The 25,731-nt window shown below is 36.6% G+C and carries 16 protein-coding genes; 11 read left to right on the top strand and 5 right to left on the bottom strand.

What is annotated here, in order from left to right; all coding sequences use genetic code 11:
* Nucleotides 1-188: 188 nt before the first annotated feature.
* The 5 genes from IC221_RS21015 to IC221_RS20995 all read right to left on the bottom strand — a co-directional run bounded on the left by IC221_RS21015 (nucleotide 189) and on the right by IC221_RS20995 (nucleotide 3,270).
* Nucleotides 189-755, bottom strand: coding sequence for a hypothetical protein (locus tag IC221_RS21015; protein ID WP_188170844.1), 567 nt, complete (start codon nucleotides 753-755; stop codon nucleotides 189-191).
* Nucleotides 756-759: 4 nt separating this feature from the next.
* Nucleotides 760-1,176: a hypothetical protein gene (locus IC221_RS21010; RefSeq protein ID WP_188170843.1), complete on the bottom strand. Its 417-nt coding sequence runs from the start codon at nucleotides 1,174-1,176 to the stop codon at nucleotides 760-762.
* A gap of 81 nt (nucleotides 1,177-1,257) precedes the next feature.
* The gene (locus IC221_RS21005) at nucleotides 1,258-1,674 is read right to left on the bottom strand and encodes a hypothetical protein (protein WP_188170842.1); all 417 of its coding nucleotides are present in this window, start codon (nucleotides 1,672-1,674) and stop codon (nucleotides 1,258-1,260) included.
* Between the two features lie 277 nt (nucleotides 1,675-1,951).
* Entirely contained in the window at nucleotides 1,952-2,404 is a 453-nt protein-coding gene (locus tag IC221_RS21000; RefSeq protein ID WP_188170841.1) for a DUF695 domain-containing protein, read from the bottom strand.
* 104 nt (nucleotides 2,405-2,508) lie between these two features.
* Nucleotides 2,509-3,270 (bottom strand): hypothetical protein, encoded by a 762-nt coding sequence (locus IC221_RS20995; RefSeq protein ID WP_188170840.1) that lies wholly within the window; start codon nucleotides 3,268-3,270, stop codon nucleotides 2,509-2,511.
* Nucleotides 3,271-4,198: 928 nt separating this feature from the next.
* Between IC221_RS20995 and IC221_RS20990 the strand changes: the two genes are divergently transcribed.
* The 11 genes from IC221_RS20990 (at nucleotide 4,199) to IC221_RS20940 (ending at nucleotide 25,074) form a co-directional block, all read left to right on the top strand.
* The gene (locus IC221_RS20990) at nucleotides 4,199-5,836 is read left to right on the top strand and encodes a sulfatase (RefSeq protein ID WP_188170839.1); all 1,638 of its coding nucleotides are present in this window, start codon (nucleotides 4,199-4,201) and stop codon (nucleotides 5,834-5,836) included.
* Between the two features lie 26 nt (nucleotides 5,837-5,862).
* Complete coding sequence (locus tag IC221_RS20985) at nucleotides 5,863-7,494, top strand: glucoamylase family protein (RefSeq protein WP_188170838.1); 1,632 nt, start codon at nucleotides 5,863-5,865, stop codon at nucleotides 7,492-7,494.
* 334 nt (nucleotides 7,495-7,828) lie between these two features.
* Entirely contained in the window at nucleotides 7,829-10,081 is a 2,253-nt protein-coding gene (locus tag IC221_RS20980; protein ID WP_188170837.1) for a glycoside hydrolase family 3 N-terminal domain-containing protein, read from the top strand.
* 74 nt (nucleotides 10,082-10,155) lie between these two features.
* Nucleotides 10,156-11,514 (top strand): hypothetical protein, encoded by a 1,359-nt coding sequence (locus tag IC221_RS20975; RefSeq protein ID WP_188170836.1) that lies wholly within the window; start codon nucleotides 10,156-10,158, stop codon nucleotides 11,512-11,514.
* 26 nt (nucleotides 11,515-11,540) lie between these two features.
* Complete coding sequence (locus IC221_RS20970) at nucleotides 11,541-14,651, top strand: TonB-dependent receptor (RefSeq protein WP_188170835.1); 3,111 nt, start codon at nucleotides 11,541-11,543, stop codon at nucleotides 14,649-14,651.
* A gap of 11 nt (nucleotides 14,652-14,662) precedes the next feature.
* A complete protein-coding gene (locus IC221_RS20965) occupies nucleotides 14,663-16,279 on the top strand; it encodes a RagB/SusD family nutrient uptake outer membrane protein (RefSeq protein ID WP_188170834.1) in 1,617 nt (538 codons plus the stop codon).
* An 18-nt stretch (nucleotides 16,280-16,297) separates the two neighbouring features.
* A complete protein-coding gene (locus IC221_RS20960) occupies nucleotides 16,298-17,638 on the top strand; it encodes a hypothetical protein (protein ID WP_188170833.1) in 1,341 nt (446 codons plus the stop codon).
* Nucleotides 17,639-18,065: 427 nt separating this feature from the next.
* Nucleotides 18,066-19,466 carry a sulfatase gene (locus tag IC221_RS20955; protein WP_188170832.1) on the top strand — a complete coding sequence of 467 codons (1,401 nt, stop codon included), beginning with the start codon at nucleotides 18,066-18,068 and terminating at the stop codon, nucleotides 19,464-19,466.
* Between the two features lie 153 nt (nucleotides 19,467-19,619).
* Complete coding sequence (locus IC221_RS20950; RefSeq protein WP_188170831.1) at nucleotides 19,620-21,530, top strand: 7TM diverse intracellular signaling domain-containing protein; 1,911 nt, start codon at nucleotides 19,620-19,622, stop codon at nucleotides 21,528-21,530.
* A gap of 40 nt (nucleotides 21,531-21,570) precedes the next feature.
* Nucleotides 21,571-23,580, top strand: a complete 2,010-nt coding sequence (locus IC221_RS20945; RefSeq protein ID WP_188170830.1) for a sulfatase-like hydrolase/transferase — start codon at nucleotides 21,571-21,573, stop codon at nucleotides 23,578-23,580.
* Nucleotides 23,581-23,583: 3 nt separating this feature from the next.
* On the top strand, nucleotides 23,584-25,074 hold the full coding sequence (locus IC221_RS20940; protein WP_188170829.1) for a sulfatase: 1,491 nt from the start codon (nucleotides 23,584-23,586) through the stop codon (nucleotides 25,072-25,074).
* Nucleotides 25,075-25,731: the final 657 nt, after the last annotated feature.

Raw genomic sequence — 25,731 nt, 5'->3', positions numbered from 1 at the left:
CCTATTCTTATTACCACCATTACCTTGGAACGACTAGAGAAAAGAGGATATATTTCTATGTCCGAGATCTACAAAAAGTTGACTGAACGGTAATCAACCGCCGTATACGAGGTCCGTACGTACGGTGGTGTGAGAGGGTCTCCGCTAGGCTATCTGCCTAGCGGCACTCTACTCGATTGTGGTGTCGTTTATTTTTCTTTTAGTTCCGTTGTAGTTCTTTGAATGATGATGTTTCCTTTTTCATCTAGTTCATTTTCGTGTTTGACTTCAACTGTTAAGTTGTCTTTTTTTAACAATTTTAAAACAAACAGGGCTTTTTCACGAAGAATATTCCATTCGTTTTGGTGTTTTTCCATTTCAAACCAAAACTCTTCCTCTTTTTCATCTGACCAACTATCTGTAAGAGAGTCAATATCATCAAGTATCACCATAGACTCTTTTGTGATAAGTTCTCTTTCTAGGAATCGATTTTTGTTCAATACATAATAAGAATAAAAATCTTCAAGCATTTCGTCAGCAGTTGCACCAACTCCATAAAAATTGATTTGTTCTTTTAACGATAGACTTAAAGCAATTAGAGTTTTAATCATTTCTTCAAACTGCCATAGTAAATTGTCAGTTTCGAATAGTTCGTTACGAATCAACTCTTTACTAGCATTTCGTTCTCCTTTCCAAAATTGATTCTTCATGTACTTTCGTAAATGTTTTGCCCATTCAGGTGAAGTGGTTAAAAGTCCTTTTTTCTTATGAGCCATGATTTTATTTTATTTCTTCGACTTGACCAGTACGGTATAATTCAAGAAGAATTGGTTTTAAATCTTGCCAATCTAAATCACTACTCAATTCTTTATATTCGTTTGTGCTGTCTAAAAACTCTTTTAAAAACCAAGTGTCAATTTTCCCGAATTTTGGAGGGTTGATGAGTATTACTTCAATGTTTTGCTGAGTTTTTCTTTTGTGAAAAGCACATTCACCACCATGAAAAGAATAATTAACTCTTTCAGAGAGCTTCCCACTTCTAGGGACTTTTGAGTTACTCCTACTAATGAACTCCTCGTATTCTTCTTGAATATTTATATCGTAACCAAATTTCTTTCCTAAGCGATACATTAGTTCAGAACCTTCGTTTCGATATTCGGTGATTGCTTTAGCTAATATTTCTGGAGTTAGTTTCATTATATGCACCACAACGTGATGACTAAACTCGTGAGCGGTTGCGTCAACCGTGATTGGAGTTTAGTTGATGTTACCAGCTTTTTATTTTATTTTTAACCACCATTTGATGGTATTCAATTTTTCAAGTTCAGGATCTGAATTAACTCTATTTTCAAGTTCATTGATTACTTGTTGTATTTCTTCTAATCCATAGAGTTTCTTCATCCAAAACGGAATATCATTACAACTTTTATCCCAATTTGCCAAAATTTGAATTAGAAGTGATTCCAATGATTTATTTGTTTTGGGATTTAATACAGTAAGTATCCATCCTGCACATTTCTGTGTTTTATAAAGGTTAGACTTGTCTTCAATTGTTAGAAATACTCCTTCAATTATAAGTTCATCATCTACTTTTTCTAGAATTTTAATTAATTGTCGAATTCGTAAATCACCATTATAAGTGGCAGACAATTCGATTTCTGTTTTTAATTGTGCAGGTGTTCTTGGAATTTTCACTTTAAGACTAAACTAATATTTTTTTATTTTAGAACGGAAAGTATTGTTCACCATTGTATCTACAATATCTATCCAATTTTATTAATCCAAGGTATTTATTCAAAATAACCTCTCCTAATTTTTTCAGAAATGAGTACTCCTTTACCTAATAATTGAAGATCTCTCGTTTAACGACAGGCATCTAATCACCCTGATAATTGCTGGTAACGTAATGGCTAAACTACGACCAGCGGGCGTGTCGACCGATGGATGGAGTTTAGTTGCTGTTGGCAACTGTTTATAGTTTAAAATCATCAATAAGTTTTGAGAGTTCTGACCAATTAGGATCTTCATAAAATTTAATTCCTATAGGATACTTTTCATGAGAAGCTAATGTTGTATTTAGAATGTCCATGAATTGTGATTGATTAGATATATATAAAATAAATTCTTTAAGATTATTTCCTGTCCTGTTATATGCTCTTTGAAATTCTTTAGACGATTCTAATATTTTATCAATAGAACCTTCCAAGGTGAGCATTTTATTATTTTCAATTTCACTTGGCATACCATTATTTTTTGATCCATCATAATGCCATGATATAACAGTTAAGTAGGGACATTTAACTCTAATGTCTTTATCGGGCAAACTATTTTCAAAACTTACAATTACAGGAAGATTATCTTCGTAATACTTACCTATAATTCCTGTCTCTATTGAATTATTTTTTTGTTTATTTAATGAACTCATAATACCATGAAAAAAAATGATTTTAGGTACTTACCTTCTAATAGTTGCCAACGAAAATGCTAAACTACGACCAGCGGGTGCGTCACCCGATGGATGGAGATTAGCTAATGTTCTGCCTCGTTATTTTTCAATTTCTTTTTCAACCATTGATCGAAATATAAATTTTCAATTTTCTTTCTTCCTGTTGAATCAATAATTTCATTCAATTTCCATTCTTGATTCGTCAATTCAGCTTTGTACCAAATTGATTCATCTTGTTGATTGAAAATTGAATCTTGGTTAATATCCCGCAAAGTTCTTATCAAAATTTGATTCGATTTCGGGACGACTTCAAAATATTGTAATTCTTCATCTCTAGGTGAAATTCTTTTCAGATTTGTTCCATTATTCTCAGATATAAATAAATATTCAGGGTCTTCGCCGTCTAACTTTCCGTCATTATTAAAGTCAATATCTCCAATTTCATAGAGGATTTTCTCTTTCATAACTTTACATCCTTCTTCATATTCGTTATCCCTATTTACATGAATTCTTGAAATTCTAATTTTATCCTCTGTTAGCAATCTAGTTTCTCCTGTTTTTCGATTGTAAAATTGGATATTCCAATATCTTGGATAATCATCTGAATAATAACCGTCTTTGCTATATTTTGTTCTCCTTCCAAGTAATTCAGTCGAAATTGGAATCATTATTTGATTTGAAAAATCGATAATTATTGGTGATTCATAATCAAATTTAAATTCAGCTAAGATTGAATCAATTTGCTCAGTTGTCAAATCTTCATTTTCAATTGCTTCAAGTCTTGGCTTGCTTTCTTCGCAAGATATTAATCCAATTATTAGTAATATTCTAATTAGATGTTTCATTTATTTTTTCTAATGAGGCAGAACATTTGATAAACACCACTGTTCACTTTATTCCCAATAATGTGACCTAGTGGCGTATATTCAATAGTAAAATAATTTACTTTTCTTTCACTAAAAATAGCACCAACATATTAATTTTCAAATATATCGCATTGCTATTTTTAGATGTATTACAAATTGCCTGTTAAATCTGTAAATACTGCTGCCTGAAATAATCTATTTCATACGTTTTTCATCAATATCAATTACTTTTTATACAAAGTGAGGTATAATTCTGAACGAAAGACACTCCTTATTATCAAATTTGCAAAATGCTTGAGATTTATCCGAGTTGTAATCGTTTATACACGCTTATATTTGCCTATTATTAGAAAATTTGAAATTAGGATTCTATTCCTTCCTATTTTTTTATCTAAGAAATACCCAGAGTTTACCTTTGTATTTAAGAATCCAAACCCCAACCTAATTCAACAAATTCATATCCATCAGAAGAAATTTAAGAGAAAGCCACAGCTCCATATCATCCATAAAATTGAAGCAACTACCATTGTATAAAGTGTTGAATAGAATAAGATTTTCCCTTAGGTAATACAAAAAGAATAAGCACTGCCATTTTCAAATGTTATAAACCCAAGCTGTCCTAAAATCTACTGCCAATAATTTTTCGTTGAAAAACGACAAAAATCACAAAAAACGCAATGTTGTCATTAAGATGTGCGCATATCTTAAAATCTTGCTTTATGTGTATTTAAATGCGGTTTTTTCTTGTTTTTAATCTATGCATATGCGTTTTTTTGGAGTGTAAAAAAGTCTTAAATTTTACATTTATTTATCTGTAAAGTCAGCTCTGATGCAACTCTTTCTAGTATACTTGAAGTGTTATTTTACTTGCGATTAGAAAATCAATTATACCTATTAGAATTACGAAATGAAGAATTTGTACTTGATCAGTTTACTACTGTTGATTACTACTACAGCTTTTTCTCAAGAAAAAGACCAACGTCCAAATATCATCTATATAATGTCAGATGATCATGCATTGCAGGCCATCAGTGCTTATGGGCATGAGATTTCAAAGGTTGCACCTACGCCTAACATTGATCGAATTGCGAAAGAAGGAATTCAGTTCAATCAAAGTTTTGTGACCAACTCTTTATGTGGGCCGTCAAGAGCGACAATGCTTACAGGTAAGTACAGTCACAAGAATGGTTTCAGACATAACTCAGATACGTTTGATGCTTCTCAAAATACTTGGGTAAAAGAGTTGAACAATGTTGGTTATGCTACAGCTATTATTGGTAAGTGGCATTTGAAAAGTACGCCAGAAGGATTTGATCACTGGAATATTTTAAATGATCAAGGAGAGTACTACAATCCAGACTTTATTTCTGGTGGTGATACTACTATGGTAGAAGGGTATACTACTGATTTAATTACTGACTACTCGTTGGAGTGGTTAGAAGAGCAAAAAGACAAGAATGAGCCATTTGCTTTATTGATTCACCATAAAGCACCGCATAGAAACTGGATGCCTCCATTGAGATATGCGAATGAATTTGACAATGTGGAGTTCCCAGTTCCGGATACTTATTTTGATGATTACGAAGGTAGAGTAGCGGCATCTACGCAAGAGATGAACGTTTACCGTGATATGCAAGAAGGACATGATTTGAAAATGTCTGTAGAGGAAGGAAGCGACGAATGGAGAAAAGATATCTGGCCTCACTTATTTGCTCGTTTAACGCCTGAGCAAAAAGAAGGATGGCACAAGGCTTACAGAGCCAAAAACGACAAAATGCACCAAGCAAACTATTCTGAAAAGGATTTGGCACTTTGGAAATACCAACGTTATCTTCAAGACTACTGCGGTACTGTAAAAGCAGTGGATGAAAACATTGGTAGAGTTTTAGATTACTTAGATGAGAACGGTTTAGCTGAAAATACAATCATTGTTTATACTTCAGATCAAGGTTTCTACTTAGGTGAACACGGTTGGTTTGACAAGCGTTTCATGTATGAAGAGTCTTTCAAAACGCCATTAGTAATGCGTTATCCTAAAGAAATCAAAGGAGGGAAAGAAGCGGAAGCATTCGTTCAAAATATTGACTACGGTCCCACTTTCTTGGATTTTGCTGGTGTAGAAGTACCAGAAGATATGCAAGGAACTTCTATGAGAGAAATCACGAAGAAAGGAAAAACGCCAAAAGACTGGAGAGAGTCAGTGTACTACCACTACTATGAATACCCTGGTTTCCACAAGGTAAAAAGACAGTATGGTGTAAGAACACAAGATTACAAATTGATTCACTTCTACTTTGATAACGATGACTATGAGTTCTATGATCTGAAGAAAGATCCTCAAGAAATGAATAACGTGATCAATGATCCTGCTTACGCAAAGCAAATCAGCGAGTTGAAAGTTGAGTTAGCACGTTTGATGAAAGAAGCGGATGAGCCTGATTTTGAAGAGTGGAAAGACACGAACTACAGAAAAGAGGCACGTTTGAAAAAGCGTAAGGAAATGATGAAGCAGAAGAGACTTCAACAAAAAAATAATAGTAAATAATTTTGACAATACTGGTCTTAGCTACTATGAGAACTAAAACTATATTATCAATTTTTGGATGTGGACTACTTTTTATCTTGATGGGTTACACCTACAGTGTGACCCGTCTAGAAAAAGAAGAAGCACGTTTTCAAAAAGACAAACAGATCTTTGAAGAGACGCACAGAGCATCTTTTGATTACTTCTGGGAATTAGGACACCCTGTTTCAGGACTTACGCCTAGAAGGTCATTAAAAAACAAGAAATATGAGATTGGTATCGGCGCATCAGGTTTCGGTATTCAAGCCATTATCGTTGGGGCACACAGAGGTTGGGTGACAAGAGAGCAAGTCTTGAACCGCCTGTTGAAAATGACGGATTTCTTAGAAAATAAGGCCGTTCGTTATCATGGCGTTTACCCTCACTTGATCCACGGTAAAACGGGGCAGTTGATTCATTTTGGTGGGCAAGACGGCGCTGACATTCAAGAAACTTCCAATTTAATGATGGGGTTATTGATGGCAAGAGCTTATTTTGATCAAGATACGCCAAAGGAAATCCAGCTGAGAGAAGAGATTACAAAATTATGGGAAGCGGTGGACTATACAGTGCATGAGTATCAAAATGCGTTGTGGTGGAATCACTCTTACCAGCAAAAAGAGAACAAAGGCCTGAAGTTGTTGATGAAAGGGTATACTGAATCAATGACAAGTTATGTTTTAGCATTGGGTCATCCTTCAAAAGGAATTAAAAAGAGTTCTTATAGAGGTTATGTGGAAGGTAAAAACTTTGTAAACGGTAAAGAATACTACGGTTATACATTGGATGTTGGAAAGCCAAAAGGTGGACCATTGTATCTTGCTCAGACTCCATTCTTGGCTTTAGACCCAAGAGATATGGAAGACCAATATACTTACTATTGGAAGAGAAGTATCAATCACTCATTGATCAACTGGACGTACTGTAGTAAGTTCGCTCCAAAAGAATTCCAATACAATAAGGAAGATTGGGGCTTAACAGCTTCTCAAACTCCATCAGAAGACGGTGGTTATAACAACATGGCAGGGCCAGGACCAAAAGACAAAGGGGTAATTGCTCCTTCGGCGGCATTGGGTGTATTCCCATATGTTCCTTATCAGTCGATGTTGGCATTGAGAAACTTCTACGAAAACCATAAAGAAGGACTTTGGGGAGAATACGGTTTCAAAGATGCTTACAGCAAGAAGCGTGATTGGTATTCTGACCGTTACTTAGGTTTGGATCAGGGAAGAACAGTGATTATGATGGAGAATTATAGAAGCGGTCTTTTCTGGGAATTGTCTAAGAAAGTTCCTGAATTACAAGTGGCTTTAGGTAAGATGGGGATCAAATCTCCAAAACATAAGAATGGCTTCCCGTTAGCAGTGATCGAGAAATTATCTAAATCAGTTCAATTATATCGTCATCCTGATTTAGAAAAGTATCATCTTGATTTCTACACAGACAAGGATGCAAATATTTCATTCTACTTGAAATCTACTAAAGCAGAAAAGAAGTTGGAGATCCAATCGGAACAGAAGTTTGAAGCAGGTTTACATCAACTTCAGTTCGAGAAAGATAATATTCTAGCTGGTACAAAAGGCATTTTAGTCATGAAAATGGGTAAAAAAGAAATTGAATTACCAGTTCAATTATTCTAACTACTATTTATAGATTGGTTGCTTTTATTGTTTAAGATGATCTTTTTGTGGAGCGTACACCATAGTTAAAACTATGGGCAAGTGGTAGGAGAACCTGTCCAAGACTAAAGTCTTGAAGGTTCATAACGGAGACAACACTTCAGTGTTGTTGGAGTCGGTATCACTAGCCCATGACTTTAGTCGTGGTGCACGAACCACAAGAACCACATCACATTTTAAACAATAAAAGCCCATGATAAACACAAAACATACTTTGCAAAAGATCTAGTTTAATGTGGCTAGGTCCACGCTAACATTTCAACATTGATTACAGTTACTACCTAATAAATTGAATATGAAAAAATTTTTATTAACGGTTACAGCCTTATTTTTAGGCAGTGCTCTTTACGCTCAAAATATTGAGGAGAAGGTAGAGAGTTTATTAAAAGAAATGACTTTAGAAGAGAAAATTGGTCAAATGACACAGTTTACTTCTTCAGGAGACGTTACAGGTCCTACACTTAGAGGAAATGTAGAGAAGGAAGTGAAGGCAGGTAATGTGGGTTCATTATTCAATGCATTTACAGCTTCTTATACAAGAAAATTACAAAAAATGGCTGTAGAGGATACACGTTTAGGTATTCCTTTATTATTCGGTTACGATGTGATTCACGGTCACAGAACGTTGTTCCCTATTCCACTAGGGGAGGCAAGTTCATTTGACTTGGATGCGATGGAAGAAGCAGCGAGAATTGCAGCCGTAGAAGCATCAGCTGAAGGTATTCACTGGACATTCGCGCCAATGGTTGACGTAAGTAGAGACCCACGTTGGGGTCGTGTGATGGAAGGTGCAGGTGAAGACACTTACTACAACAACCTTGTGGCAAAAGCTAGAGTAAAAGGTTTCCAAGGCGATGACTTATCAAAGGAAAATACAATCTTAGCTTGTGCGAAACACTTCTTAGCATACGGTGCTCCAATTGCCGGTAGAGATTACAATACAGTGGATATGTCATTGCAGACATTGCACGAAGTGTACTTACCTCCATTCAAAGCAACTGTTGATGCAGGTGTAGAAACATTTATGACTTCATTCAATGAAATCAATGGTGTGCCAAGTACAGCCAACCCTTACTTATTTAAAGATATCTTAAGAGATCAATGGGGATTTGATGGTATGGTCGTAACAGATTATACTGCTATCAATGAGTTAGTTCCTCACGGTACTGCCAAAGACTTAGCACATGCAGGTGTTCAAGCATTAAAAGCAGGTATCGACATGGATATGGAAGGTGCTGTATTCTTAGAGACATTAAAAGAGTCAGTAGAAAAAGGTGATGTAACAGAAGAGGAAATCAACGTTGCAGTAAGAAGAATCTTAACTTTAAAACACAAATTAGGTCTTTTTGAAGATCCATACAGATACTCTGACGAGGAAAGAGAAGCACGTGTAGTGTTGTCAAAAGAGCACAAACAAGCGGCTAGAAAAATTGCTAGAAAGTCAATCGTATTATTGAAAAATGATAACCAAGTTTTACCATTAGACTTAGAGAAGCAAACAAAGATTGCGGCAATTGGTCCATTGGTAAAAAGCAAAAAAGACGTTCTAGGAGCTTGGAAAGCGAAAGGTTCTCCAAAAGATGCGAAGTCATTATTTGAAGGTTTGAAAGGAGCAACAAAAGGTAAAGCAGAATTACTTTACGCTAAAGGTTGTGATATGAAGAGCGATGACAAAAGCGGTTTTGCTGAAGCTATTGAAGTAGCGAACCAATCTGATGTTGTAGTATTGGCAATCGGTGAGCCAAGAACAATTTCTGGTGAAGCAAAAAGTAGAACAGACATCACGATTCCAGGTGTTCAAACGGAATTGTTAGAAGCTTTAAAGGAAACGGGTAAGCCTATCGTAGTAGTATTGATGAACGGTAGACCACTAGCGCTTGAGAAAGAAGATGAGTTGGCAGATGCAATACTTGAGACATGGCACTTAGGTACTATGGCGGGTCCTGCTATCGCTGATGTGATCTTTGGTAAATACAACCCAGGTGGTAAACTGCCGATGACTTTCCCAAGAAACGTAGGTCAAGTACCAATTTATTACAATGCGAAGAACACGGGTAGACCATTTGATCCTGAAAAACCATCAGGTTACAAATCAAACTACTTAGATGTACCAAACAGCCCATTGTACCCATTCGGTTACGGTTTGAGCTACACAACTTTTGAGTACGGTGAGATCACATTGTCATCTGATAAAATGACAGATGAGGCGATCACTGCATCAATCGAAGTAACAAACACTGGTAACTATGACGGTGAGGAAGTGGTACAAATGTACATCCAAGATGTGATCGGAAAATCAACTCGTCCTTTAAAAGAATTAAAAGGATTTGAGAAGGTTTTCATCAAGAAAGGCGAAACGAAGAAAATCACTTTCACAATTGAAAAAGAAGCCTTGACTTACTTCAGATGGGATATGTCTGAAGGTGTTGAAGCAGGTGATTTTAATGTATATATCGGAACAAACTCTGATGATGTGAAAAAGGCGTCTTTTAATCTGACGAAAGACTACGAAGCATCAACAAACTATGATCCTATCGGATCAAAATAAGCACAAAACAAGCTGATGACTGGTGAAAGCCGGTTGTCAGCCCTCTTTCTAATACACTAAATTTAATTAATGAAATGAAGATCAGACAGCTCTTTTTTTTAACGATAGCGACATTGCTATTGGCATCCTGTCAAAAAGAAGACAGTACTATGTATGTGGGTGCACCAAAAGACCTCCGCTATATCGGCATTGGAGAGTACTTTTGTGGTGAGCCATTTACTACAGATCAGCCGTCAGTATTTACAGGTGGAGAAGAAGTGAGATTCTCTCTTATTGATGTAAAATCTGACGATTACAAAGGTGAAAATTTAATTGAAAACTTTAGAATTCATAGCGGAACGGGAATTATTACTATTAGAGATTTTAACGACCTCACTGTTGGTCGCTACACAGTAGATGTAGAAGTAAAAAACAGTATGGGAAGCACGACTTTCACAGATGTTCTTGATTTTACAGCAGATCAATCTATCCCTCAAGATATCATTTACATGCCCAACATTTATTCATTTTATGGAGATGACCTTGAGGTAGCAACAAGTCGTCCGAATGTAAAAGGTGGAGGCCCTTACGAATTTACACTTTCCAACTTTTCTGATGTCTTTGCTATTGATGCTGAGATTGGTAAAGTAAAATTACAACAAGCATTTCCTATTGGAGACGATGACATTGAAGTATTTGAATTGGACATTAATGTTGAAAATACGTTAGGTGCTTTGTCTAAAAGAACGGCGGTGATTATTGAGGTAATCGGTAAAAATGTAGGCCGTCTATTCTACAATGCTATTTCTTTCTTAGGTTCTCCAACTTCTTACGGTTTGCAAAATGCAATCAATACCAACACTTATGGTGTAGTAGAAAAAGAGATTGATGGCGAAATGTATTCTACTGAACTTGCAGAAGAAGATAACGGACCCAACTACACTGGAGGTTTATGGAGAAGAGCATGGTCAGGTGTTGCTTTTGATTTTGAAAACGAAGAAGGTTTTGTTTCTGAGAAAATTGTAAAAGCGTACTGGTCATGGAATCAAGAATCAAGAGCTGATTTAGTTTCTGATGTTATTGATTTGACTACCATCAATGAGGAAGCTTATGTAGATGTAACAGGTTTCTGGAGATACACAGGTGGTGCTCAAAATGTCAATCAACATTTGGGAGTAATGGTTTGTAAAGCTTCTGATTATAACGAAGAGGCGCCAGAACAATCGAACTGGACTTTAATTGAAAATGATATCTCTGAGCATTTGATGATGTATACAACAGCCATTATCAATGAAAAGCAATTAAAAGCAGAAGGAAATCATCAAGTAGCTATCCCTGCTGAATTTTTGGGAGAAGAAATCAGAGTGGCTTTAAGAGCTGACTTCTTCAATCCTGCCGTTGGTGCATTGGCAAGACGATTTTATATCTACCAACTACAAGTAAGAGCAAAATAATTCAGCAAACTAAACTTCCTGAAGAAATGAAAGACTTAACTAAAATGAAACTATCCTTGCTACTAATTGGATGTATATTCTTTTGTACTCCGTTGGTTTATGCACAAGGAACTTATATAAAAATTAAAGGTACTGTAACGGGTGATGATGAAGAATCAATCCCAGGTGTGAGTATCAGAATCAAAGGTACACACAACGGTACTGCATCAGACTTTGAAGGTAACTACTCGTTGAGAGTAAAACCTGATGCTCGATTATTGGTTTCTTATGTGGGTTATGAAGCACAAGAAATTCCAGTAAATGGCCGTAAAATTATTGATATCCGATTGGTTGCTGAAATCGAACAACTAGACGAGCTCGTTGTTGTTGGTTATGGTAAGCAAGATGCGAAAGAGGTATCAGGCTCTATCCAATCTATGGTGATGGGTGAGGAAGTGAACTCTATGCCAGCGGCGTCATTTGATCAAATGTTGCAAGGTCGTATGGCAGGTGTGCAGGTTTCAGCTGGTGAAGGTGGACCTGGTCAAGCGATGAACTTTGAAATTCGTGGTGCCAATACAATTACAGGTAGCTCGGCTCCATTATATGTAGTGGATGGTTTCCCATTAGAAGACCCTTCATTATTTACATTAGATCCTGCTGATATTGATAGAATTGACGTTTTAAAAGACGCATCTGCTACAGCAATTTACGGTTCAAGAGGTTCGAATGGTGTAATCTTGATCACAACGAAAGCAGGTATGAGTGGTAAGCCAGTCATCACTTTCAATACAAAAGTAGGTGTTTCTCAAATTCCTCAGAACAGAAGAATGGAAACATTAAACGCACGTGAGTATGTACAATTACAGCACGACTTAGGTGGTGGTGACCCTTGGGGTGAAGTAGGAAACTACACGGATGCAGACATGACGAACTGGCAAGACGAGATTTTCACTACTGCTCCTTTCCAAAACTACAACGTGTCTATGAGAGGTGGTTCAGACCTTTCTAAATTCTTCGGTTCAGTAGGTTATATCAACCAAGCGGGAACATTAATGAACACTGGTTTTGAGCGTATCAATGGTCGTTTCAAACTAGACCAGAAATTAGGTAAGAGAGTAAATATGAGTATGAACGTGAACTACGCTCATACAGAACATAAAGGACAGAAAACTTCTACAGCAAGTGTATCGGCGATTAAATCAGCCATCATGTTTAGACCGATGACGCCAAAGAACGGTGATTTGGATGATGATGATGAATTAAGTGCAGGTTTCTATCCTCCAACACAGACATTAGAAAATACAGACCGTTCGGAGATCTCAGACGTAATGCAAGCCAACATTAACTTTGATGTGGATATTGCCAAAGGTTTGAAATTCCGTTCGCAGTTAGGTTACCAAATCAATTACACGCAGGTGAAAACGTTCTTTAGAGAAGGAACGAACCAAGCGGATAGAGGTAGTGATGGTATCAACGGTCATGTCTCACAATTGAGAGCACAAAACTATATCAACGAGAATACATTATCGTATGATTGGTCGAAAAATGGTCATAAGATCAATGCACTGACAGGTATCACATTCCAAAGCAGTAATAGATACAGATTCCAAGCTACAGCAATTCAATTCCCATTGGATGATCTTGGGTGGGGTAACATCGGTTTAGGTAATGTTGCCAAAATGCCATCTTCGGCACAAACAGGACAAAACTTAATGTCAGGTTTAGGTCGTATCAACTATGCTTACAAAGGAAAATATATCCTTACAGCATCAGTAAGAGCGGATGGTTCATCAAGATTTAAAGAAGGGAACCGCTTTGGTATTTTCCCATCGGTTTCAGCGGCATGGAGAGCAGGTGATGAAGACTTTATCCAAAACTGGGACGTATTTTCAGACCTTAAATTTAAAGCAGGTTTGGGTACAACTGGTAACAACAGAGTAGGTGATTTTGACTTTATTCCTACCATGGCTGTAGGTCCGGGATACTACTTCGGTGGTCATTATCATTCAGCATTCTACCAAGAAAAATTAGCCAATACAGACTTGAAGTGGGAAACTACGCAACAGTTTAATGTTGGAGCTGAAATGGGCTTCTTGAACAACCGTTTATTAGTGGATGTTGAATATTACTACAATTTAACGGACAACCTTCTTTTCGATGCAAAAGTGGCACCTTCTACAGGTTATACGCAAGTAAAACAAAACATTGGTGCGGTAGTCAACAGAGGTGTGGAATTGAGTATCAATACGGTAAACGTACAGACGAAAAACTTCAAGTGGACGTCGAACTTCAACATTTCATTTAATGACAACGAAATCAAAAATTTATCGTACGGTGAGGACTTCAGATTATATGACCCTAATGTAGGCGGTATGTTTGCGGGTGAATTGTACTACGGTCTTTTCGTAGGAATGCCAATGACACAAATGTACGGTTACCGTTACGATGGTATCTATCAAATGGATGATTTTGTTAGAAACTCAAATGGTGAGTTAGTATTGAAAGACGGTGTTCCTGGTTTCGATTCACAAACAGGACAAGTAAGACCGGGTATGCCGAAATACAGAGACGTGAATGGTGACGGTGTAATTGATGAAAATGACAAAGAAATCATCGGTAACCCTAACCCAAGACACTTCGGTGGTTTTACCAACAACTTCACCTATAAAAACTGGGACTTAAGTATCCTTTTAACTTGGTCAGTAGGGCAAGATGTATTCAATGGCAACATGGCTGATTTTGGTGTAGTAGGTAACCAAAGAGGTAGAAACTACTTGAAAGATGTGGGTGACCGTTGGACATTGAATAACCCTGTCGGTGATGGCGTTTGGGGTGCTCCAGGTCCAGGACAAGAATATACTTATCAGCAAGTGTACGGTGGTCATCAAATGAGTGATTACTTTATTGAAGATGCTTCTTTCTTAAGAATCAAGAACATCACATTGGGTTACACATTTGAACCGCAAAAACTGAAAAAGCTGAGAATCGATAGAATGAGAGTATACGCTTCAGTAGACAACCTTTGGGTATTTACAAATTACTCGGGTTATGATCCTGAAGTATCTGTCAGAAATCAAGCGATGTACAGAGGTATTGACTACTCATCGTACCCAGCATCACAATCATTTATTGCAGGTTTCCAAGTTTCTTTCTAATAGCTACAACCATGAAAAATAATTTATTAATACTTATAGCCTTGATCATTTCGTCTTGTTCTTTCCTGGAGATGGAACCAAAAGATGAAATCAGTAGAGATGATTATTATAAAAACGACAAACAAGTTTACCTCGCACTATCAGGTGCCTATGGATCTTTAAGAGATATCTACGATCAAGATTTCTCGATCTGGTTCAATGTGGGAACGGATGAAATGTTGTATAGAAGATCTTTATTCAATCACGAATTGACAAAGATGTCTTACAATGAATCAGACGTTGACTTGAACCGTATCTGGACAAGAAGTTACAGAGGTGTAAACAGAGTCAATGACTTGATTCAGAACTTAAGTGAAAGAGATACTATTGAGAATTTATCAAGAGCCGATCATGATTTAATGATTGGAGAAGGTCTGACATTGAGAGCGTTATACTACTTCAACTTGGTAAGAGTATGGGAGCACATTCCATTAAGATTGGATCACTTTACGGATATTGATGGCAACTTGGATATGTTGAATTTACCCAACACGCCAGCTCCAAAAGTGTACAATCAGATCATTGAAGATTTGGACAAAGCCATTACACTTTTAAATGACCGTCCAAAAGAATACGGAAGAGTAAGTAAGCAGATTGCACACGGTTTGGCCGCGCGTGTTTACTTGACAATGGCAGGAGCAAGAATCCAAGGTGGAGATATTGGCCGTGATGTTTGTCTTCAAAAAGTAATTGAGCATACCAATGCAGTAACAGAATTTGGTTACCATTCACTTTTACCTGATTACAAAGAGGTTTTTATGAACCAAATCCAAGGTATTCGTAGAGATGTAGAAGTAATGTGGGAAGTTGACTTTACGGTAACTGAAGGTCGTGATTTAGGAGGTAGAATTGGTAACTTCAACGGTGTTCAAATTCAGTTGACTACAGGTACAATGCCATTCAGTATTGGTCACGCTTACATCACGCCATCAATGCACCTAAGCACATACGGAGCAGATGATACACGTTATGAGTGGAACTGCGCTAACTTCAGTTTCAATTACAGAAACGATGAGTTTGTAGCAACAAATATTGGTAACGAATTGCGTTGGTTCCCAGGTAAATGGAGAAGATTAGACAGAGGTAGAGACCATAACGGTGAGCTAGACGGAACGGTAGAAACATTAGAAAACGGTGTAATTATCAAAGATAGAACGTCTATTAATTTCCCTATCTTACGTTTCAGTGATATTCTTCTGATGCGTGCAGAAGCAAGTTACTTATTGTACGGTGCAGGTGGACAAGCTACAGCAGATATTGAAGCGGTTCGTGCACGTGCTAATGCAGGTTCATTGAGCCAAGGTTTGAGTAATGCCAATCAAGACTTTATGAAGTTGATTCAAGATGAGCGTAAAAGAGAGTTGTGTTTTGAAGGACATAGACGATTTGACCTCGTGCGTTGGGGAATTTTAGAAGAGACCATGCAGGAGGTAAGTAGAAACGTGAGATCAAATAAAGATTTCCGTCCAGACAACGAGGAGCACTTGGCTTTCCCTGGTGAAAGATGTGAAGAGAAGCACGTAGTTTTCCCTATTCCAACGGAAGAATTACAATTGAATTACAACATCAACCAACACCCTCTTTGGTAATCTATAAATCTTAGAATCATGAAAAAATTAATATATATCGTTTTCGCATTCGTCATCACAAGTTGCCTTACCAACCATGAAGTGGATTTTGATGTACCGAATGTCGCTCCAGAAAACCTATTATATCACAGAAATGACCTCACTGTAGCACACAATAGAAGTGTACAAGGTGATGCTCCAGAAGTGATTTCTCAAGGAACGCCCACTTTTGATATTGAAAGTGTGGCATGGTTTGAGGATTCTGTAAGAATTGATGTTTCAGATGAATTGAATCCTTTTACGATTGATATCGAAACAGGTCAGTTGTCTTTGGAACCGACAGATGAAACGGCTTTAGGGAGGTACCATGTCAATGTGATGGCTTCCAATGAATATGGAACATCTACTTTTGAAGATGCTTTCAGAGTAATGTTAGTTGACAAACGCCCTGAACTTTCTTTAGAGACAAAGAAAGATTCTATCATCATTTTTATGGATGAAGCGGGTACTCCACTGACTACTCAATTGGAAAGTATCAGTGTAATGGCAGAAGGCGTATTTATGTCAGATATTAATATCACAACTTCACCAGCATTGCCTTCTGCAACAACAATCACGATTGATGCAAATGGTCGATTCAATATTAGAGGAAACCTGGAAGAGGTAGATTATGAAATCACAATCAGTGCTGAAAATGAGTATGGTCAATCTGAAAATAACCCTTCATTCATACTTTATACAAAAACGCTGAAAATTGTAGAGCGTGATATGTTTGTAATGAATATTGAAGAAGGTTTAAAACCAGATAATCAAGATGAATTCACTTTTGTTGGCATGGATTTCATAAAGATTGAAGGACCTGAATTACCAAGCGGTCAAACATGGTGGAACATTGCGATTGATAGAAACAACCACCCTGATGCAGACCGTAAAGAAAACTTCATTACAAGAAACTATGCTAGAAATTACGACGGAGTTTCTACAGCAAAACATATCATTGTATCGCCTTCATTACCAACAGAAGGTATGGAAGTAATGACGGTTGACATCGGAGCGATGTTTAATAATATCACTGGTGTTGGTGGTGAGCAAAGAATTGAAGCAAGAGTAGTAAGCGAAAGTGCTTACCAAGAAGCTTTAACTTCAGGCAATATCAACAACGTCTACGAAAACTGGACATTGGCATTTAACTCAGCAGACCATCAAGCAGGAGAAAGTAAATTATTTATCCATAACTCTTCAGAACATGGTAACCTTTTCGAAGGAGAAGATCTTAGAGTAGTCGTAGTGCTAGTTCATGGATTGACTTCAGCTGTCAACAGAGGTTATATGGGTATTGATGAATTAGAGATCAAAGGAAGATTTTTAGAAATCGATTAGTGTAGTTTATTTATTCAGGTCCCTAAATGAAATAGGGGCCTGTTTTTACAACTTCAGGGTTTTTATGGTGATTAGAAATCAGGAGATTTCTGATGATCTATAGGACACGAATGACGCTATCGCTAAACATTCGCGCCATTGGGCTGACTACCATTTTCGTTAGGTAGTACTTCCCGGCCTTGAAGGGAAAAGCGTTAAGAATTTCATGGAATGAGCCGTTAAAAATGATTTTCTTGTTTGAGCAAAGCGAGTTTAAAATCATTTAGGCGAAAGGAATGGAATTTAGCTTTTGACTTCTAAGCCTAGATTTTTTTGCTTCGTTTTTTCATCAATGGAAAAAATGAAGAAGAAGGAAGTTTGGAAGTAGAACTTTGAAATTTTGCACAATAAAAACCACCTCTTCACTCTCAAAATAGATACAATAATTATGAAAAAGTCGATTTTACTAAGTTTTATAGTACTGAGCCTATTACAATTTGCAGAAGCTAAAACACCCCCTAATATTGTCTTGATTTTTGTAGATGATATGGGTTGGGGAGATGTGGGGTATCACGGAGTAAATACAATCCATACTCCTCAAATTGATCAGCTGGCAAACGAAGGAGTATACTTCTCGCAAGGTTATGTTACAGCCTCAATTTGTGGACCTTCAAGAGCAGGGTTGATCACTGGAAAATACCAACAGCGTTTTGGATGTTTTGGTAATAGTAAGCACGGTATTCCAAATGAAGAAAAACTACTTTTCCATTATTTAAAAGAACAAGGTTATCAAACCGCTTCCATTGGGAAGTGGCACCTTGGAGAAGGAGAAGGAAGATTAATGCCTAACGAACGTGGAGTAGATTACTTCTATGGTTTTTTAGGAGGATCACATGATTATACAAAATCGGGGAAAGATGAAAATGTAAAAAGAAGTTTGTTGAAACCCATCTATGAAAACGGAGAAATACAACCTCCTATTCAAAATGATAATGGGTATTTGACCGACTTATTTACAGAAAAAGCCATTTCTTTTATTGATAAAAATAAAGAAAATCCTTTCTGCCTTTATTTAGCTTACAATGCGGTGCATCACCCTTGGCAAGTGCCTCAAAAATACGTAGATGCTTTGGATCATCTTGAAGTAGGAGAGGAAAGAAAACATTTTGCGGGAATGGTCTATGCTTTGGATGTGGGGATTGGTCAAATAAGAGAAGCACTGAAAGAAAATGGGATCGATGATAATACCATCATATTTTTTATCAGTGATAATGGCACTCCCGCAGGTCAAGGTTTTAAAGAACCGAGACGTAAGAAAAGAGGAGAAACAACCATGTCTTCACCAGGACCTTTCAATGGTTTTAAAGGATCTACTTATGAAGGAGGAATCCGAATTCCTTTTATCGCCCATTATCCAAAACATTTTCCTGAAAATAAACATTCTGAAGTCCCAGTAATTTCTTTGGATGTTTTGCCCACTATCTTAAATCAGATTGGTAAAGGTTTGGGAAGTGATGCATTAGAAGGGAAAGACCTTTTAGAATTAATTGATGGGGAAGAAGAAAGACCATTATTTTGGGCAAGAGATGGAGACATTGCGGTACGATATCAAGACTGGAAATTATCCATCAATAATAAACAAGGAAGTGGAGATGTAGAGTTGTATGATTTGAATAATGATCCCGGCGAATGGAAGGATATTGCATCTAGCAACCCAGAAAAAGTGAAGCAGTTATTGCACCTTTTTCAAGAGTGGGATCAAAAGAATACAAAAGTCACCAACCATAGTGGTTTAACTCCAAAATACAGAGAAAAAGTCAAAAAATATTTGGAAGAATTAGGGAGATAAAAGTGTATGTTTTAAGTCTCACTTATCAGCTTAACACTTCCTAATGATTCACCTAAATTTGATAGAAAATATCTATTTTTATACTATAAGAACATGTTTGGGTTTTCATGAAAATGAAGCCCCCAACATGTGCTAAGAACTGAAACTACTTTCATGAGATTCACGATAAAAAGGCACATTTTTACATTGCTTTGTGCATTATCATTTCTAACTACCAACGCTTCTGAAAATGAGACCAAACTTACTGTACAATTGGATGATTCATTGGATGAACAAATATTAAACTTGGAGAAGATTCCGTATTGGGAAGATTCATCAAGGTTGATAACGTACGAAGAAATGATACTGAAGGCACCGGGTTTTAATACCATTGGGAGATACTCTAAAGAATCTTACAATGTTAATTCTGCCTATTGGTTAAAATTATATATCGATATAGAAGAGCATAACAGCAAGTCATGGACACTTGAATTGTATGATCAATCTATTGATGAAATTGTATTCTTTTTACCGCAGAAAAATGGTGAAATCAGAAAGGAGTTTATGGGGGATAGTTATCTTTTTGATCAGAGAATTTACTTCCATAAAAACTTTATCATTCCATTAAATAACGATATAGACTACACAAAACCAATCTATATCAATGTCAAATCCAATCATAAAGTGGATCTGCATGTCAATATCCGTAGTACAGAACGTTTGATTAAGCATGCTACACTAGAGTATCTTTGGTTTGGTATCTATTATGGAGCCATTCTTATTATGTCTTTCTACAACTTTATGCTTTGGTTGAGTATTAAAGAATCCAAGTATTTAGTTTACATTTTACATATTCTCACTGTAGGTGTTTTTAATGCTTCAACAGATGGAACGGGCTTCCAATTTATATGGAGTAATAACCCCAGCATCAATAATTATGTCATTACACTATTAAGTTATGCAGCGGCACTTTCGCTGATCTTTTTCATTAAAGAAATGATGAAACAGGAGGCGAAAACCGTAAAGTATTTTCATTATATGAATTACTTGGTGGGCATTGTGACTTTTATTTTGATCTTGGATTTATTTCATTTCAATTCTCAGTTAAGCGATACCATGTTGATTGTCACCATTGTTGGGCTGACGATTATTGTTGCGAAACTAAGGTTTGAGAATAAGAAGGTTTCCCCTTTCTATATTTATGGATTGGCGGCCATTTTAATTGGAACTATTTTTCAGGTGTTAAAGATCTTTGGAATTATTCCTTTAACCCCAGTTACACAGTATATATTGCGTTTTTCCATTTTCTTAGAAATGCTACTTTTTTCGTATGCACTTTATGACACACTTCGTCTTATAAAAGAACAACAACAACGATCTAAAGATGAGGTGATTGAGCATCAGAAAAAGACAGAAGCGATGCAATTGAAGGTCATTGAAGAACAAGAAAAAACGGTTTCTCTGAAAAACAAAGTCAACGAAGAACTAGAAGAAAAAGTAAGGGAAAGAACGATTTCTTTAATGCAAAGTGAAGAAAAACTCAAGGAGGCCTACCGTAAACTGGAAGAAAAATCGGAGCGATTAAATATGATCAACCGAACGCTCGATGTCAATAATAGTAAGCTGAAAGAAGGAATCAAGAAGGAAAGGGAAAAGCGATTTGTTCATAAAATCATCAGCCTGGAAGAGTTTATGGAATTGTTTCCAGATCAGGTGTCATGCAAAAGGTATTTGGACAAACAAAAATGGGAAAAAGGTTTTACTTGTAAGCAGTGCCAAAATCATAAGCAATGTAATGACGATAACACTTCGGGAAGTACACAGTTTTCAAGACGTTGTTCAAAGTGTGGTTATGTAGAATCAGTGACTAGCAACACGGTCTTCCATCATGTGAAGTTTGATTTGACCAAGGCCTTTTACCTGTCGTATATCTTCCGTTATCACGAAAATGAATTTACCAATATTGAGCTAGGAATTCAGCTTGATATGTCAAGAAATACGATTGCGAAATTCAAGACTAAAGTAAAGTCTGCCAACGAAAATAAATTACTACTACCAACTTTTGAGTTGTTTGAAATGGCTTAGAGGATGTTTCAAACATACTCTTAAAAACCAATTGAATGATATGAAAATTACAAGACTACTAAGTACAATGGTACTGCTTTTAGGAAGCGGTTACCTTTGGGCACAAACACCCAATTTTATTGTCATCATAGCCGATGATTTAGGTTATTCTGACGTTGGTTATCATGGTCTGCGTACGGATATCCCTACTCCCAATATTGATGCTTTAGCCAACAAAGGAGTACAGTTTTCTGAAGGATATGTTACAGCTCCAGTTTGTGCTCCATCAAGAGCAGGGTTGTTGACAGGTGTATACCAACAACGTTTTGGGTTTAAAGATAATCCAGGTCCTTTCCGTCCTTCTCCAGAGATTGTGCCGGGAATTAGTCACGATTACCCTACTATTGCTCAGGAATTAAAGAAAGTAGGTTACAATACAGCGGCGATTGGAAAATGGCATTTAGGAGGACAAGAAGACAACTCATTCATTCCTACAGGTAAAGGTTTTGACTACTATTATGGCTTCCTTGGAGGTGCATCTTCTTATTATTTTGAAGATCATGCGACACAATTTTTCTTAGAAAATGATCAGCCCATCCAAACTCCCAATCGCTATTTGACATCATTGTTTGGCGACAAAGCCGTAGAATATATTTTACAGCAGGACAAGGCAAAACCTTTCTTTATGTATTGGGCACCAAATGCCGTTCACTCTCCATTACAAGCACCTGAAGAGGTTTTAGAAAAATTCAAACATATCAAAGATCCTAAGCGACAAAAGTTGGTAGCCATGCAATATGTGATGGATCAGAATATAGGTAGAATTGTAGATGCTTTGGAAACAAAAGGTTTGATGGACAATACAATGATTGTTTTCATCAGTGACAACGGTGGAAAACCACACGAAAATGCATCCTACAACTTGCCATTGAACGGAGCAAAGGGATCTCTTTTTGATGGAGGAATCAGGGTGCCTTATTTCATGTATTACCCGAAAATGATCAAAGAGGGACAAAAATACGATGAGATGGTGAGTAGCCTTGACATTATGCCGACCTTCTTATCATTGGCCAATGCGAAGTCAACACAAGAATTATCAGGTGTTAATTTATTGCCTTACATCTCTAATGAAATTACTGAAAAACCACATGATAAATTGTATTGGAAAAATGCCAATAAATGGGGGGTACGTGATCAGGATTGGAAATTATTTTATGACCAAGACAGTGATAAAGTAAGGTTATTTCATTTAACTGAAGATGCTTATGAAAAAGAAGATGTATACGATCAATACCCTGAGCAAGTAGAGCGTCTGTTGAAAGTGTATCAAGAATGGGATTATCAAAATGCACCTTATTCATGGGGTTGGAATCCTGCGGCTATCGGAAAATATAAAACGGAGAATCAATTTACTTTTGAAGAATTGATTTCTGAAAAACTAGCAAGTGAAGAATTCGCAGATGTAATGGTGGTTGAAAATCCTGCAAAAGAGGGAATCAATACGTCCAATAAGGTTTTACATTTAGAAGTAGACCAGCATCATGAGAAATATTTCTTAAGTGCCCGCCATTCTCCTATGATGAAAAGAGGAAATAAGGTGGCACATATTAAAGTGAAGAGCAAGCAAAAATTCAGTTTGAACTTGACCATGATCGATGACAAAAAAGGCAATGTTTCTGCCTACGCCCATAAAGAATACAATGGTAATGATGAATGGCAAGATTTAGTTTTTGATTTCACCGATTGGAAAGGAATGAAGTCGAAAGGTATCGAACTTTCATTTGAAGGATTGGTGAACAATGAAGATATCTATTTGGATGATATTTGGTGGAATGTTCAGAAGAAGGAAATCAAAAATAACGAAACGGTAAGAGTGGAGAATATTCAGGTTTACAAAAGTATTTTCCAAAAAGGCAAGCAAGTACTGGTTTGGAAACCAATTCCTAATGTAAACGCCTACACGATTTACCATAATGAAGAGGTGATTGGTACTGCAGATCAGCATTTCCACCTATTGCCAGTGGATTATCAATTAAAAGATATCAAAGTAAAACCATCAAAAATAAACTAAACCATGAAAAATATTTACAAAATTGCGATAGCGATAGCAATTTGCATCGGCGCTAGAGTAGCTCAAGGACAAACGCCGAATATCTTATTAATCACAGCGGATGATATGGATTATTATTCGTTGGGAGTAAACGGCAGTAACGTGGAAGACATTACACCTAATTTGGATAAACTAGCTGATGAAGGTGTTCGTTTTACCAATGCCCACGTAACGGTAGCGGTTTGTCAGCCTTCAAGAGGTGTAATCGGTACAGGAAGATACCCTAACAATAGTGGTATTTTAGGTTTTTACAATACAAAAGCCTCTGTTCCAACTTTAGCGGAAGAACTGAAAAATGCAAAAGGATATGAAGTGGGTATTTTAGGAAAAGTAAGCCACTCTACTCCAAAAGACAAGTACATTTGGGATTACGAACAAGATGCGAAAGACCTTGGCAGTGGACGTGGTACACAGTTGTATAGAGACCATTTCCAGAAGTTTGTACAGCAAGCAAAAGCAGGTGATGCCCCTTTCTTTATGATGGCCAACTCACATGACCCCCACAGACCATTTTTTGAGGATGCTCCCAATTATGAAAGAGGTGGAAAGAAACGTCCCTCAAGAATTTATACTACAGAAGAAATTGAAGTACCAGGTTTCTTAGAAGATCTTCCTGAAGTAAGAAAAGAATTGGCGGCTTACTATTCGTCAGTAAGAAGATGTGATGATGTTGTAGGTGCATTTATGGAAGTCTTGGAAGAAGAAGGCGTTGCTGATAATACGATTATTGTTTTCCTTTCTGATAATGGAATGGCTTTCCCTTTTGCTAAATCCAATGTTTACGTTCAATCAACAAGAACTCCATTTATTGTAAAATGGCCAAAAGGCATTAAAGGAGGAAAAGTAGATGAGACGCACCTTATTTCAATGGTAGATTTGATGCCTACATTATTGGAGGCGGTAAAAATTGATGCACCTAAGAAATTAGACGGTAGGAGTTTCTTCCCATTATTAAAAGGGAAAAAACAGACAGATAGAAATTATGTTTATACGCATTACAATGAAAATATTGGTAGCAGAGCTTACACTATGAGAGCGGTTCAATCAAAAGACTACCTTTATATTTTCAACCCTTGGGCTGTCGGTGGAAGACAGTATAAGACATCATCTATTAACGGTACTTCTTTTAAAGCAATGCAAGCAGCCGCTGAAGGTGATAAAGACCGTGAAGATAGAGTCAACTTCTGCCTTTTTAGAACGGTTTCAGAATTCTATGATCTTAGCGAAGATCCTCATGCACTAAATAACCTAGCTGGAAATCCTGAATATGCTAAACAGCAAAAGGAAATGGAGGAAGAAATGGTTAGAAGTATGCAGGCTACTAAAGATCCGATGCTGGAACTTTACAAGCAAAAGGATGATGAAGAATTCTTGATTAAGGCTACTCAAAAGATCCAAAGAGAAGCCAATATCAAAAAGAAAGAGAGAAGAGCTTTGAAAAATAATAAGCACTAGTATTTCATAGCATTAAGTGAATAGACATTTTAAAATGAGTAAAATCCTGCTTCCCTGGAGTAGGATTTTTTTTGCCTTTTAAGAAGATAGTAAACTAAGTTTCGAATATTTAGAAATCAGGAGATTTCTATTGATGTTTAGGACACAAATGACGCTATCGCTTAACATATGCGCCAGTGGAGTTGCTACTCTTTTTGCTTCGTTTTTTCAGCAATAGAAAAAATGAAGAAGAAGGAGGCTTGAAAGTAGATCCTATTAAAGTTTGTAGAAGGGTTGATTGAAAGTTAATGATAATGTTCTCTTAGTTCTTATATACACAAAATCCCACCTTAGTAAGGTGGGATTTTAAGTTAAATTAAAGCAAACTATTGTATATATAATAATGTCTAAAACTTGGGAGTGTGTATATTTTTAATCAACCCATTAAGATTGATATTTTAAATCAAATTTCTTTCTATCAATTGTTTCCGATTGATTACATTACAAACATACGTTGACTTTTAATATTTGTAAAATCGATTATTCCTATGCCGCTATAAGTTAATCTTATAACATTATTAAAAATCATTTTTTGAATTTCAATTTTAAACAGTATTGGAAGGAATAACAGTGTAAAATGGCTCATTATTTCGTCGTACAGATAATGTATGTGGATGA

Source organism: Flammeovirga sp. EKP202 (assembly GCF_014534745.1).
Lineage (GTDB): Bacteria > Bacteroidota > Bacteroidia > Cytophagales > Flammeovirgaceae > Flammeovirga.
Note: the sequence above shows the minus strand (reverse complement) of the source record. Positions and strands in the feature narration are given on the sequence as shown.